The organism is Pseudomonas sp. GGS8 (genome assembly GCF_024168645.1).
GTDB lineage: Bacteria > Pseudomonadota > Gammaproteobacteria > Pseudomonadales > Pseudomonadaceae > Aquipseudomonas.
In genome coordinates this window covers 5198479-5213110 of the sequence record NZ_JALJWF010000001.1, presented here as the reverse complement: position 1 = coordinate 5213110, position 14632 = coordinate 5198479, and the positions used below count along the sequence as shown (strand labels likewise).

Below are 14632 nucleotides of genomic sequence, written 5' to 3'. Positions count from 1 at the left end.
GGGGTGTGATGGCTGCTAACGAACGTCAGGAGTGGGCCGTTGTTCGGCTGGTAATCGTGCAGAAAAAAGGAGAGATGGGCAGGCTACTGTTTACCACCGTCACCGAATTGGCCCAAGGCAGGCCTGTGCCGACAAGCATGCCAGGCGTTGATCCCTTCACTCTCAAGGGGGGCGAAGATAGGCTGTTCTTTCGCAGGACCCTCCTATCAAGAGAGGACGCCATAAGTTGGTATAGGTCCCTGGACGAAGGCGAAAGATCTACGCCGGTGCCTACCCGAAAGAAAGACCGAATAAAGTTGGATGGCGTGCTAATCCGAGTGCCAAGATTGGAGGACGCCCAGCCTTGGCCTGTGTTCGGTCTGCCCATAAGGGAAGAGCTTTTCTCACGACCAGGACAGGGCACAATCGAACCCGCGCCCTTCATAGGCAGTGTGCCCGGGCGCATCCACCGGCGCTTCGGTGATCGCGCGGGCCTGGATGTGCTCCTTGAGGATGCCGGCGCCCAGGCGTTCGTGGCCCGGCGCATGCACATCGACCTGTACGACTATCAGGAGTATCTCGGCAGCGCGGTCTATATCACGCCTGACCCAGTGGTCCGGCAGATCGACCATTTCATGGTGCCGGCCAAGAATGGGCGAGGTGAGCGGATCATCTATCGCATCGTTCCGCGCCCTGGCCGGAGCCTGGAGGGAGTGCGCGTCACTGCTTTCGACAAGGAGGCCTGGCTGCTCACCAGCTTCGAGACCCATCAGGTTCCCGCCGACGGCATCCTTGAGGTGGAGAAGGGGAGCTGTACCGGCGAGTACGGTTTCGTGGTGACCCATGATCGGGAAGGAGTCCTCGCCTATCAGCCTACGGCTCCGTTCCTTCGTCAGATGAACCTCTCCATCCGTGCCTCCTCGGGTAATAGCCGCAGGGTCAGCGTCCCTTCGGACGCTTCTCCTGACTCTCCCATTATGGAATATCAGGCGGCGATGGGGTCGGAACTGGCATCGAAGTCAGTTATCGGTGAGGTCCGGAGTCCCGGTGTGGGGGCGCGCGTCGCCGCCGAGACCAGGAGGAGGGAGAGACTGGCCGATGCCAAACATTATGGTCAGCGCTGGTTCGCCGAAGGCTCGCGAGACGAGGCGGCGCACTTTATCCGAGACCTGCTTCGGGCAGCACGCTCCAGGGTGATGATCGCCGACCCCTACCTGGGTGCATTACAACTGGGGCAGTTCCTCTATGCTATCCATGGCAGCGAGGTGAGCGTAACCCTGCTGACGACGAAGCTTGCATTCAAGCCCAAGCCTACGGAAACCAAACTGGGCTTGCTGGAGGAGTTCAAGCGCAGTCTCGACGACCTTAACAAGCACCAGCAACTGTCCCCGGAAATTAGGGTGATTTCCGCATCCAGGCTGCACGATCGTTTCCTAGTGGTGGACGACGATGTGTGGTTCGTCGGCAACTCGCTCAACAGCCTGGGTGGAAAAGCCTCAATGATCGTCAAGCTGCCCAACCCGGATGAAGTTATCGACCGGCTGCAAGGTCTTGGCTGTAAGGCTCCGAGCCTGGATGCCTTTATAAGCAGCTTGTCCGTGGCAGACACGGGGCGAGGGCTGGCATGAGCAAGTTCGATTCGGGCCTCAGGCTTCCCGTGAAGCCACCACGAACTCCCCTGAAGACAGAGATCATGTGGGGATGCGAGAGTGGCGGCAGCCATCACTTCCCCAGAGATATAGAGACTATTCATACGCGCAGACATTCCCCCGCCCCGAGACCCTTGGAAGCCTTTAGCAAGGCGGTTAGCAGCGCTGTGGACCGTATATGGGTAGTGGATGAGTACTTCCTAAAGCCGGACACGAGCGTGCAGCCCGATGGGCGCATCCTGACAATACTTGATTGGCTGCATGCAGGCCTCGTCGCCAGCGACATCAGAATTCTCACTCGGATGCATGCCGAGGTCCCTGAGGACATGCTGCAGCTTTTCCAGATGCGGGAGGAAGAAATAAATACCAGGCAGGCTCGACGGGCCAAGTGCTGCAGCATTCAGGTGAACACCCGCCTCAGGCAGGACTTCGATTACATCCATGATCGCTTCGCCGTAGTCGACGACGAGCTCTGGCACTTCGGGGCGACGGTCGGCGGCTTCCACGCCAGCGTCAACGCCGCCAGCCGGGGTTGGTGTGCAGTGGACTCGGGCGCCATCGCGTTCTTCGAGCTGGCATGGGACAAGTGCAAGGAAAAATGACGATGCAATGGATCCGCGAACGAAACGCCGAAATTGAAGACTTTCAAAGCCACAACCATTTTAGAACTCGGGGGGACTTCTTCGAGCTGATGGTACAAGCCGACAAAGATGCCCCTGGACTGATCGCTTCGCTGGCGGAGGATCTCACTGCGCTGGGAGAGCCGCTGGATATCGAATCGTTGCAGGAGCTTGCTCAGGAACGGACGGAACTCCCGTTCGACGCCGATATGCTGCTAACGGCGGCTTGCGCACGTGCGCTCGGGAGAAACCCGCAACTGGCAACCTGGCTGAAGATCAGAATGATCGCGCGTAATTCCTGGCAAATCGAACACTGGTTGAGAGAGGCGATGTCAGCCTGTGCCGAGAAGGACGCCGTTGCCCGGAAGGCTTACGTCGACTTGGCGATTTGCCTTTTCGAGGCGTTGGAAAGCGGAGGTCTGAAGTCAGAGTCGAAACGCAGGAACGAAGAGCGCGAAGGCGCTTGGGCGCATTGGCAGGATGCCGAATACCATCTCGAGGAACTCTGGGGTGGGCTACGGGGCTCCGACTTCATGAGTTATGAGGAGGAGATGCGGATCTTCGGCCTTCTGAGTGAAATCGCCCCGGCTGACTTCCAACAGTTGATTACCGACTCGAAGAATCCCTTTCTCGTCGATACAGCCCTGCTGAGTGCCGGGATGGGGGCATTCAGCCCACGCTTCGCCCAGTGGGAGGCATGCGCCAGGGCGGCGCCATTGGCTTTCACCCAAGATGGTAGCTGGACGGGTTCAGTATTGCTGCCGTTGTTGCTGGTGCACGCACGGAACGAACTGATTGAGCCCGGCAGGCAAATTCCCCGTTACGACGCCGATGAAGCCGAGGTCGCCGCGCTCACTGCGCAAGTCGCCGAGCTGGTCCGCGCGGTGGTGAATGTTCTCGCCTGCCGAGAGGATGCCTCGGCGATGTTTGCTCGCTGGAGCACTTGGTTGATGCGGCAGGTGCTGCGCCAGAGGGAAAAGGATTTCAGCGATATCCGATCCCATAGCTTCGTCGATAATGCCCTGCTAGAAGCGATGGGCAAGGCTATGCGTGGGTGGCCGCTGATCCAGGCCGCCCCCGAGGACGCCGCCCCATGGGAAGCCTGGTGCTATCGATGCGTGCGGTCCTCCTTTGCCCATGACGGGTTCATCGACACGCCGTCCTTCGAGGAGTTCGCTAGTGAATGGCGGCTCACTCCGGAGAACTGGCATGGGCCGGAGGGGCGTGGCTTACTGGAGCGGGCCGACCTCCATATTCCCGGTGATGACATTCCGGGTATGTCCGCCAACCTGCTGGCGTTCCCAATGGCGTCGAGGGATGCTTTCGCGTCGGGGTGGCAGCAGCTCTGGGATAGTGCTTATGATCTACGGGAAGTACTCGAGTTTGGTTCCGTGGATGCCGGGACGAAAACTTACTCGGACCGAGCGGACGCCAGCCGCTTGTTGCTGCTGTTAGGTTGCATGGGTTTGGCCTGCTTCGACCAAGCCGCCGCCCGCCTTGAAACATCCCCGGAGCGGCTGGCCGAGGAAATGGCCAGTCTACATGGCGCGCTAGCAGCGGCGGCCATGGAAGCGCTGCACATGGACGACACCATCAACCGTGACAAATGGCAGGCGCTATTGCAGCACCTGGCGCTACGCCGGGTGTACTGGGACGATAGCTATGCCGCTGCACATCGCGTAGCGGTGTTCGCTGGGCACCAGGCGCCGACCATCCGGGACTACCTGGGCTATTTCCAGGCAGACCCCGGCGACCTGGTGGCCTTCCTGCACGCATGTATGCTCAATGAGTTGGATGCTTACAAGTTGCGCGAGGAGCTACGGGGCGCCTCCGTAGACCTGCGCACCTGCTTGGATACGCTCGAGCGGTTGCACGGGCTTCGTGAACATAGGTATCCAATGGATGGCCGGGCCATCAAGGCGATCGAACCACTCATGGGATAAAACGGATCAACCCCCGGGATCACGCACAAGTATCGCCGTCTTCGTCATTCCATAGGGCCTGCTACTTAGTGCTTAAGCTCATCCATCATGTCGAGTTTATCAAGGGAGTGCACAGATGCAGCTATGTTTTGTAGTAATGGGCTTTGGTAAAAAAACGGATTACGAAACAGGTCGCACTCTGGATCTTAATGCCACGTATGAGACGATCATTCAGCCCGCAGTTCTTAGCAAGGGCATGCGGTGCGTGAGAGCGGATGAGATTCAGCAATCGGGCATTATCGATGTCCAGATGTATGAAATGCTTCTGCGTGCAGACCTGGTCATCGCAGACATCTCAACAGGCAACGTAAACGCTGTTTATGAGTTGGGGGTTCGGCATGCATTGCGTCCGAATTCTACGATCATCATGAATGAGGATCAGGGCAAGCTGCATTTTGATCTTAACCACGTGAGCACTTTTAGGTACGCGCATTTCGGTGAAGACATCATGGGGCGCGAAGCGATCAGGGCAACAAAGGCTCTGGGAGATCTCATTGAAGCGGCCATGACTGCCCCGACAGTCGACAGCCCTGTCTACACCTTCCTGCCTAAGCTAGTTTCTCCAAGGATGTCGGATGACCAGTTCAAGGAACTGATCGATGAGGCAGAGGCGGCGCAGAAGAAACTGTCCCATCACATGCATGAGGGAGAAAAATTTATGCGGCAGAGTGACCACTCCGCCGCCATGGAACACTTTCAAGCTGCGCGTGACATGAAGCCCGAAGAGCCCGACATCTTGCAAAAACTGGCTCTGAGCACTTACAAATCGAAGTCGCCCGACGAAGTTGCGGCGCTCCACGCAGCCCTGTCAGTACTTGCGCCCCTTGAACCCACGCTTTCAAACGATCCTGAGACTCTTGGGATTGCAGGGGCCATCAACAAGCGGCTCTGGCTTATACAGCGCGATCGCGCGGCATTGGACGTCGCGATACGGTTGTATGGGAGAGGGTTTGAAGTTAGACGCGATTACTACAATGGCGAGAATTTCGCATTGTGCTTCGAATTTCGTGCGCAACAACATGCTGATCAGGCGGAAAAAGTTTACGACTTTATGAGCGCCCAAAAAATACGCCGGTCGATTGCGAAATCTCTATCGGCGATTGAAGCGTCCCCAGACTTTTTTGACAGGCCAGATAAACGCTGGGTGTATGCGACGTTGGCCAACTGCCACTTCGCCTGTGAAGAACCTGATACAGGGTTCATTTATGAGCAGAAATTCCTGGGAGCAGCAGCCGCTCAGTGGGAAGTTGATACCTATTATTTTGGGAAGGATGAACTCTTGGCAATCCGTGCAGAACGGTTGTCGGCACTGGCTCCAGAAGTTAAATAAATTTTGCTTTAGATACCGTTTGGTGATCGCAGCTACCTAGGATCGGTTTACATAAAGGGAAAGTGATGAAAGAGACAGATTTTCCAGGACTATATCAGTCTGCTGACACCCTTTCCGGTGGCGCGCAGTCAAGCTTCTTCACCGCCTTGATCTTGAACCTGATTTTTTTGGTTTCAGCGGCCGCTGTTTCAGTTATCAATTACCCGCATTGGGGGGCGGCGGTTATCCAGGCGGTGTTGCTGGCTGGCGCAACAGCAAGTTCGGTTTACCTGGCCCTGGTAAGGCCCGAGCGCCTTTGGTACTCAGGACGCGCCGTTGCTGAGTCCATCAAAACACTGACATGGCGCTACGTCTCAAGAGCAGAGCCTTTTCATGAGGCGGATCCTGTTGCCAAAAAGCTGTTCCTTGTAAAACTTAAGGCGGTCATAAGTCAGAACCAGGGGGGGGCGGGCAAGCTGACCAGCCACATCTCGGAAAAACAGATTTCGGCAACAATGGTTCAGCTCAGGGCCGGTTCTTTCGATGCAAGGCGGGATAATTATATAAAATGCAGAATCAATGATCAGTTGGCGTGGTATGAGAAAAAAGCCAAGTTAAACAAAAAAGCTTCGGAAAGATTTTTTGCTGCCCTGATTTTTATCAATGCGATAGCGTTCATTTGCGCCCTAATCAAGATCGCGAATGTGCAATACCAGTATTTTCCAACGGACATACTCATCGCCTTTGCCGCCAGTCTGCTGACTTGGATGCAAGCCAAGCGCTTTTCTGAGTTGTCGGCATCGTACGCGCTAACGGCCCATGAAATCGGGATCATACGCGAGCAAGCTGATGAGCTTGTCTCTGATGATGGCCTGTCTTTGTTTGTTGGCGATGCCGAGAATGCGTTTTCGCGTGAACACACCCAGTGGGTTGCTCGTAAAGACAATTGAAATTTTCCGCAGTTTGGTCTGACATTAGACCGGCTTGGCTAGGTTGTACCCGGGTGGATCAAGGTGTTGATTTCTGAGCTGGGCGCACCTTGATCCACTTGTAGGTATTATTTCAGTTCGTCTGACAGCTTCGACCAAGCCACGGTTTTGATGCCGTTTTCGGCTACCCATTTGGGTACTGTGCCGGAATACTTCTGACCTTTGTAAACCGCTACCACTTTCTTGCCCAGATCTAGGCTTTTCTGTACTTCCCACTGCACCCAATCACTTTTTGCAGCGCTATCAGAAAGGTACACCACGGTGACTGACGAGCGATTGATACGCTCAGCGATTTTGCGCCGTATATACTCCGCCTGTTCGCTGTCATAAGCCTCACGCACAGAATGATCGTTGAACTCAATGTCATTGTTTTCGTTCTTAGCCTGGGCTCTCAACAGGTTGACGTCGTTCATGTCTTCTGTGGCGAAGCTGATAAAGACGTTACGCTTGCCTTCCTGAAGAGCGGCCTTGGCTTTCTGTTCCAAAGATCTGACATCACCAAGCCGGCTCCATCCCCCCGTGCTGCTACCGCCCATCTTCGGCCACCTCAAATTTGAATTCGTTACAGGCAATGCAGTTTCCGCAAGCTTCTTTTTCACCCCTATGGCATGAGTAAGTTTCGGAAATGCCTTTTTCTACAGCCAGAGCAACAACATCGGGTTTGGTAAACGAGGAAAGAGGAGCAAGCACTTTGATCGTTCTTCCCATGCATAGAGATATCATGCGCTCGGCCTCTCTAAGGAAGCGAGATGTCTGATCCGGGAACAAGCTGGTGCTTTCATGTAACAGGCCAATCGAAATCGCATCTGCTTTCTTCTGATAGGCGTACGCAGCCGCTGTCAGCAGGAAAAGCATGTTTCGACCGGGGGTGAACGCGTCATCTACGACGTGCAGAGTTGAATCGGTCAGGCCCGAACGTATCAACTGCCCAAATCCCGACAGACCTGCGATCTCAGGTTCCGGCAGTCCCAGTTTTTTCATGGCTAGTCGGCAGGCAGCCAGCTCGCGGTCGCGTGCACGCTGGCCATAGTCGACAAAAAGCGGAAAAATGTGCAGCCCTTCCTCCTGCGCCAGTTTGGCAACTAATGTGGAGTCCAGGCCTCCGGAAACGAGTGTTACGATGCTCATATTGAAATAGCCTCCTGCTTTCTGTTCGCGACGCGCATGACAATCCAAATGGCCCAATCAAGTAGGCCTACCGGACAATCCAACTCTTGCGCATGATCCCTAAGCGTTTTCTCGTGTCTGCCGTACTGTTTCAGTCCGGATATCGACGCTTGTCCGCCAGAATAAATACCTTGGGCGGACATATAATTGAGCACGTGACGATCCAGGATCGCCAAGTCGTAAGTTATGCCGCAGTTACGCAAGAACATACTGGCCTGCTTTGGTCCAACACCTGGCGCGTGAGCAACCAGCCAAGTGCGCGTATCGTTTGCGGTCAAACCACTAATCAGTGAGTTGAGTGAGCCTGCAGCCGTGGTGACAGCGGTCCAAGTTGCGGCCAGGTGCCCAGCTCGTGCCTTGGGGAATCGGTAATGGCGTGTTTTGCCTTCAACATCCAAGGGGGCGCTGAGTAGGTCAAAAAGCCGGTAAGCCAATCCTTGAGAATCCTGGCCGTCCTGGTGCAGGCAGCCGTGTTTGTCGATCGCGTCAGCGGCGGCCATCGCTAGAGAGTAGGGGACTTGGCTGCTGAGAATGCAGCATGACAATTCCCACCACAGGTGTCGCTCATCAGAGACAGTTCCAGTATCGATGCGCAAACGGATGTCTGGGCATACCGCTGCCACTGCCCTCGACAGGGCTTCTGGTGTGTAATGGGTCATGGGAAAATCTCCGGGAACAGCTTTCTCAGCTCTTGGAAGCCTATGCCCCGCATGGTGCCAGTCGCAAAAAGCTCCGCGTCTTTTGTTGAGATCATTTCGCGCATGAGTCGGCCAAACTCGGCATAGTACTCCAGATTGTAAAACGCGACTCTTCCCGCGTATTTGATTGCATGATCAGCATCCACCATGTCGAGGAAAGGGGTACGCTCCCCCTTATTTTTGAAAAAATCAAAATGCTGAAAGTGGTGCAGGCGTCCGTGGGCGGGGTCAATTGCAAATCGGCACCACTCTAGGCCATCGAATGTGTCCGCCCCGGCAGCGACAAGCACTGCGATGCTCCAAGGGTTGCCAGTTCCGAGCAGGTGGATGGGTTGATAGTAGGGCAACTCGTTGAGCTCAGCCCTGATTCGCTTCATCGTTTTCGCCCGTGTTGCCATCCCAGCTCCCAATTCCCTTTCCGCAATAGCAATTACCGGTGGATTGAGCTGCTCGGAGACGCCCCGGACGATCTCAGGCAACTGAGCGAGGCCCCGCTCATTCTGTTCGACATGAACAATCGGGATTACAGGCACAGTTGAGTGTTTCGAATCCCTTTTTACGGCTCTGATGATCTTCCTAATGGCGACCTGTGTATCTTTGCTGGGCTTGGTGTCGAAAATGAATGCCCAGTCATGGAGAGCTTCAGCTAAAGCTTGTTTGAAGTGAGAGGGCTTCCAATCCTCGTCATTCAAACGGGTCGCTTCATAGTTGCCCGAGTCCATGAGTACAAAACCTCCATTTTCCCGATAGCTCTTGATCTCTTTAATCATGTTTTCTCGATCGGGAGACTTCACAAGATCGTACGCCGATACCAGAATTGAGGAGGTGTTGTGTACCTTGAGTACCGTCAGGGCATCCGCTGGATCGAACTGTGTCTCGTGTGACGAAACGGACATGAATACGTTAGGGATGGGCAGCCTTCCTGCCGCAGTTACTTGAAGACGATCTGGTTTCGCTCTTGGAGCTGCGACCCGTCCAATTTTTCGTTGTAACTGCAGAAAGCCCGGATGATCGGCCTCACCTTTCCAAGTACGAAAGTCGATACTTGTAACGCTGCCAAACGGATAGGGCGCTGCTGTACCATCCAACGACAAAGCGATAATGTTTGGGGTGTGCTGCTGACCAATTCTGAGCTCTTCGGTCACTGTTGCCTTTCCCGAGAAGGCTGAGATTAGCGCGACAATGCATTTTGTATTTGCGAGGTTTTCCTCGATGGCCGGCCGCCAATCGCCGACGATGTTGTCATCCCACCAGACCTCCCATTGTGGAGAGAGGAGTTCGTGCAGTCTTTCAGTCGTAGCAAGATTTTCTTTTGGGTAAACGATATACACGTCAGACATGGGGCGATCAGGCCTCGACTAATTACATTCCATTGCATGGCCCGCTAGGGGATGCCTTTATTGTTCTCTACGCTCGTCTGCCGCGAGTCGGTCACCTGCTGACCACGCAGCCAGGTACATAGCCGTCGTGAAGTCGTCGGTGATCCAGGTGCTTTCAGGTATAGAAAGCTTAGTGCTGATGCGCTCATGCAGCGTCACAACAGGAATTGCGCTAGTGTAGGCGAGGGCAATTCGAGACAGTGCGTCTTCTCTCAGGTCGTCATCAATGACCAAGAAGGCATCGGCGCTTCGTACACTCGAATCAACTTCCAGCTCAGGGCAGTAAACCTCCATTCCCAGTTGACCCAACGTGTATCTGGCTTCCTCCAGTGCGAACCGTTGGCCCAATGATTGCGCAGAACCCTCCAGGTGAATCACAGCACCGACTGAGGAGGATACCGGCTGTAGTTCAAGCATCACGCGCTTGTTAAAATCATAGGTTCGAGTGGCGCAATACATTGAGACGCTGCGTGAGGCCAAATCAGCTGCCTTCGCTGCACAAAGCCCTCGCTCTGCCCAATGTAGCGCGAACAAAGCGCTGAACACATCTCCTGTTCCGATCTTGAAAACCGTCGAGGAGCGATAGGCTGGGACGTGAGAAACCTGCCCAGAACGTTCGTAAACTGATGCTCCTCGTGTTCCCCTTTTAACCACCACAACGGCCGCGTCTTGCACACGTATCAAGTGTTCTGCTGCCTGCTCAAGCTCCGTTATGCCTGAAGCATGCTGCAGTTCCAGTTCATTCAAGACCAGCGCCAATTCATTGGCCTTCGATCCATTGGCTGTAAAAGCTGCAGGATCTCGCCAGGTCTGGGGGTCATATACCGCCTTGTTGGCAATCACAACCGCATCGCCTTCCAGAAAACCAAAGCGCAAGACGGCATCACCCGTAACGGTTATTGAGGCTTGTCGTTCGATGTCGGAATAGACAGGCTGGACGTGCGGAACCGAAAGGGAATGGAAATAGGCGAAAGCGATTGGCGATGACCGTAAACTGATGTTGAGTTCTATGCCCTGACTTCGCAGCGCCACCAAAGTCGGCTTATCGGCAGAAGAAGCATACGTGTGTAGTTCAACACTCGGGCATTTTCCTGCAATTGCGACAGCTGCGCGTCCCCCGGAGCCAAGGGTTGCGTCCCAAAAAGGTATGTCGCAAAGCTCACGATAAAGACCACCAGCAATGTGCATTCCCTGCCTCCTAACCGCTCGCTGAAAGAATATTCAGTAACTTTGATCTCGTCCGTAGCGCCTCGCAGGGATATTACCGAGATGAAGACAAAATGCCATCAATATTGGTGCCATCCGAAGATTTGCTCAAGCAGGCTCATTTGATGGTTTAGCTGGGCACCTTGATTTGAGGTTCGTATCGAATGGCGTCGCAATCCAAAGGATTTGAGTCTATCGCATCGCCAGCCAGTCACATGTGACTTCGCTCCTCGAATGCAAGATAATTTCAAATGCTGTTATCTGGCTGTTCGATAAAGGAGTTCTCACAAGCACTCTGCTTGGTCGTATGCAAGGGTAAGGGCATTCTCAGAAATACGCGAAACGATTGGATGCTAACCATAAATTTAAGTGACTGAAAACTAACGAAGGTCGCGGTTTCCAAATATCGAGGCAACCTCGGGCATATGCTATATGAACGATAGCCTAGTACTGAATACCATATTAAAATCACTGCATCGAATTATGTCGCGACAACCAGTAGGCACTTCAGTTTGGATTTCGTGCCCGCTGGACGCTATAACAATCTGAGTAAGCCATGGACGAAGTACGCAGCTACCCCATCAATGATCGAAAGTATTCGGCGTTCATCAGCTATTCCCATGCTGATAGCAAGACAGCAAAATGGTTTCATGGTGCCCTGGAGGCTTGGACGCTACCAACAGATATTCGTGAAATGGTTCAGCGGCAAATGGGAAATATACATCGTCTCTCCCCAGTGTTTCTCGACAGCAAGGAGCTTTCAAGCTCCCCCAATCTTGGGCATTCACTCATTCAAGCGCTGGACGAATCCTATGCTTTGATCGTGTTTTGTTCACCTGAATCAGCAGCATCTAAATGGGTAAACGAAGAGGTTCTGCATTTCAAACGTACTGGACGAGCCGACCGGATTTTTACCGTAATAGTCGATAGCTATCCAAAGAGCAGGAATCGTGTGCCGGCGGCAGGTGAAGATTACTTTTGTCCGGCATTGTGTCATCCATTGGGGGAAGACGGCGAGCTTGATACAAGCCTTAGGGAGGAGCCTGTCGCCGCCGATATGCGTGAACGCGGTGGTCATAGTCGCCAGGATGTATTGCTCAAGATCATATCAAGCATTTTGCAGCTGCGTTTTGACACGTTAAAACAGCGCGACCGTGAACGTAAGCGAAAGAGGCTGATAGCTATCTCGGCATTGATCTTCACGGCGGTTATGTTACTTGTCTGGAGCCTTTATGAGCGAGAAAAAAGCAGGAAGGCCAATGCCGCACGTCATTCGGTTGAACTGCTGTCTATTGCCGACGCGCGTTTTCGTCGCCTTGATTACGACGGCGGTAGTGAGTATTTGCAAGACTCGATCAAGGTGCGCCAAGCGCTGGGGCAGGGGCCCTCATCGGAGCAATTGGCAGTCATCTACCGGACACTGCTGAATAAGCGGGTCAGTTTGCCAATTAGCGCAATGACGATAAAAGACGATTTGCAAAGTCTTGCGCAGGGCTCACTGCTGTTGGCTTCTTTAGAAGGATCACGTGCAGCACTGATCAACAGCGCCGACTTAAGTGTGCTGAGTTACATAGACATGACGCCAGTTATTGAGCATTTTCTTCAGCAAGGACTGAGTACCTCAGACCTGCCACTGGCACTACAGGGACAAAGTGCCGAAGCCGACACGGAGGGTCGCAAGTTATACCTGCTGATCAGAAATCAGCTATTTACCTTCGATATGGATAGCGGGAAATTTCAGGATTTACTGGACCTTACTCAGGTACGTGACTTTTCGGGTATTCCACACAATCAACGAACAGACTTCGAAATTTACTGGGTGGGCGGGCAGTTGATTGTCGAGTTCGGTCGAGAATCCAAGTACGTTGCCTTCCGGCGTCCCGCCGGGGAATGGAAAGTGATTAGCGGCCGTAGCGTCGCTGACTGGGACGATCAAACCGGTGATGTGTATCTGAATGACCAGGGGCAGGCTATCGAGCGCTATCGAGATGCTCAGATGAAAGTTCGACAGAGCATCAATGCGAATCGCAATTTTGTCATGGGATCGCGTCGCAGTTTGTTGAGCATTGCCGACATTTCCGCAGCGGGCACGTCAGTGGTGACGCTAGAGACCGAAAAGCTCAAGCCCTTATGGCATTGTCAGATTGCAGCGGGAAAAGTGATTCAGGCGGACCCCATCTCTGCAAAACAGTTGCTGGTGCAAACCGAGTCTCCTGCCCTGCTATGGTTATATCGTCGCGAAAATCAAGGTTGTACCCTCGTGGGCACCTATGCCAGTGCCGCAACATGGTTCGATTACATACCAGAAGCACGGCAGTTGGTCCTCTCGCAGGGCAATGACAGTGAGTGGGTCAAGGTCACCGATGAAGGATTCGAGCGGATCGCTCAGGTGCCTTATTCGCATGCTGCCATGACGCCCAACGGCGACGGGTACGCGGTTCACAACGAAAAGGTGCTTAAGGTTTGGCCTCAAGGCCGGTTCTTTGCAGAGACGCTGAAAGGGAAATACACGGCCTCTGGAAAGACCTCAATGTTATTTGCTTCATCTGATGGCATACGCACGATTAGTCTTGGTACTGACATCGCACCGGATCAGCATTGGGTCCGATCCTATAGTGGTGAGGCTTATCAGCTTCTGAACCAGAATGGTGAGGTTTTGCGTGAGCTGAGCCCATCGTTAAATGAAGCAACAATTAACAATGTTCTCAGCCGTGTGTCGTTCAATGAGCGCTCGCCGTCGACCGATGACGGAATGAGTCGGTTGTTGGCTCAGAGTCTGAGACAAAACGGCATTTCGTGGCACACCCCGATCCTTGATAATCCCTGGAAAGGCGACATCTACGGTCAGACGTACGATGTGCTGACACGTATCAATCTAAAGTCCGACCAATTGCAGGTATTACCCGCACCAGCCGGGGAACATCTGTTCAACGATTCGACCGGCGAGGTGTGGACTCGCAGTTCCCTGGATAGACACTTATTGACCTACCTGCCGGCTGAAGCCCGAAGCGCTATAGAGATTGAAGGCAGCTCGGCATATTTTGCCGTAGACCCTGGCGAATCCCCTTGGTATGGCGTTCGAGACCGGTCGCAGTCCGGTCTCATATTCTCCACAGATGGCCACACCACGTTGGTGTTCAATACCAAAGGTCGATGGGCGCTCATTAACGCGCACCAACTACAACCAATTGTTAACCCGGCGACTCGGGATCTCGCAATAAAATCTGCGGTTTTCCAGACGCAAGGCTGGCTGGTAGCTACTCGCGACAACCGATTGTTACAGATGTCTGCCGATGGCAATACGCTTTTGCAGCAGGCCCCTTTGCGTCCTGGCGCCAGTCAGATTGTCGACCTCAGCGAGCAAGGTCTCATCCTTGTGCAAACGAGTGAGGGCGTCGCCTTGCACGACGCTATGACCCTGGCCGAAGTATCGTTGATACCAGGTTACGGGGAATTTCACGCCGTAGGCTCAGGTCAGCAGGTACTGCTGGCGGTGGAAAGCGCTACTGGCGATAAGAAATGGGACATCTATCGATTGCCCGCCTTCGGCATAAACTTACTCGAGTGCTTGGATGACTTGCGCCTGACAAAAGCTGATCCCTTTCAGCTCACCCGTTGAGCCTTCCATAACTCTACCCACGCAGGGGTAATGTT

Annotated in this window: 11 protein-coding genes; 6 read left to right on the top strand and 5 right to left on the bottom strand. The window is 53.9% G+C overall.

Going from position 1 to position 14632, the window contains the following annotated elements; genetic code table 11:
- Positions 1-8 precede the first annotated feature (8 nt).
- The 5 genes from J3D54_RS23400 (at position 9) to J3D54_RS23380 (ending at position 6489) form a co-directional block, all read left to right on the top strand.
- Positions 9-1607 (top strand): VPA1262 family N-terminal domain-containing protein, encoded by a 1599-nt coding sequence (locus J3D54_RS23400; RefSeq protein ID WP_367399630.1) that lies wholly within the window; start codon positions 9-11, stop codon positions 1605-1607.
- Positions 1604-2230, top strand: a complete 627-nt coding sequence (locus J3D54_RS23395) for a hypothetical protein (protein ID WP_253423207.1) — start codon at positions 1604-1606, stop codon at positions 2228-2230. The genes J3D54_RS23400 and J3D54_RS23395 overlap by 4 nt, the downstream gene beginning before the upstream one ends.
- Positions 2231-2232: 2 nt before the next feature.
- Complete coding sequence (locus J3D54_RS23390; protein WP_253423204.1) at positions 2233-4191, top strand: hypothetical protein; 1959 nt, start codon at positions 2233-2235, stop codon at positions 4189-4191.
- Positions 4192-4306: 115 nt separating this feature from the next.
- Positions 4307-5560 carry a DUF4071 domain-containing protein gene (locus tag J3D54_RS23385; protein ID WP_253423201.1) on the top strand — a complete coding sequence of 418 codons (1254 nt, stop codon included), beginning with the start codon at positions 4307-4309 and terminating at the stop codon, positions 5558-5560.
- Positions 5561-5625: 65 nt separating this feature from the next.
- On the top strand, positions 5626-6489 hold the full coding sequence (locus J3D54_RS23380) for a DUF4231 domain-containing protein (protein WP_253423199.1): 864 nt from the start codon (positions 5626-5628) through the stop codon (positions 6487-6489).
- 107 nt (positions 6490-6596) lie between these two features.
- Here the strand turns inward: J3D54_RS23380 and J3D54_RS23375 are convergent, their stop codons facing one another.
- From J3D54_RS23375 to J3D54_RS23355, 5 genes are read right to left on the bottom strand one after another with little or no spacing between them, the layout of a single operon-like run.
- Complete coding sequence (locus tag J3D54_RS23375; protein ID WP_253423197.1) at positions 6597-7064, bottom strand: TIR domain-containing protein; 468 nt, start codon at positions 7062-7064, stop codon at positions 6597-6599.
- On the bottom strand, positions 7054-7656 hold the full coding sequence (locus tag J3D54_RS23370) for a 7-cyano-7-deazaguanine synthase (protein ID WP_253423195.1): 603 nt from the start codon (positions 7654-7656) through the stop codon (positions 7054-7056). Before J3D54_RS23370 ends, J3D54_RS23375 begins: the two co-directional genes overlap by 11 nt.
- A complete protein-coding gene (locus J3D54_RS23365; RefSeq protein ID WP_253423193.1) occupies positions 7653-8354 on the bottom strand; it encodes a DNA lyase in 702 nt (233 codons plus the stop codon). The genes J3D54_RS23370 and J3D54_RS23365 overlap by 4 nt, the downstream gene beginning before the upstream one ends.
- On the bottom strand, positions 8351-9733 hold the full coding sequence (locus J3D54_RS23360; protein ID WP_253423191.1) for a toll/interleukin-1 receptor domain-containing protein: 1383 nt from the start codon (positions 9731-9733) through the stop codon (positions 8351-8353). Before J3D54_RS23360 ends, J3D54_RS23365 begins: the two co-directional genes overlap by 4 nt.
- A gap of 57 nt (positions 9734-9790) precedes the next feature.
- Positions 9791-10960 (bottom strand): carbohydrate kinase family protein, encoded by a 1170-nt coding sequence (locus tag J3D54_RS23355; RefSeq protein WP_253423189.1) that lies wholly within the window; start codon positions 10958-10960, stop codon positions 9791-9793.
- A gap of 574 nt (positions 10961-11534) precedes the next feature.
- Here J3D54_RS23355 and J3D54_RS23350 point away from each other — a divergent pair.
- Complete coding sequence (locus tag J3D54_RS23350) at positions 11535-14597, top strand: toll/interleukin-1 receptor domain-containing protein (protein WP_253423186.1); 3063 nt, start codon at positions 11535-11537, stop codon at positions 14595-14597.
- Positions 14598-14632 lie beyond the last annotated feature (35 nt).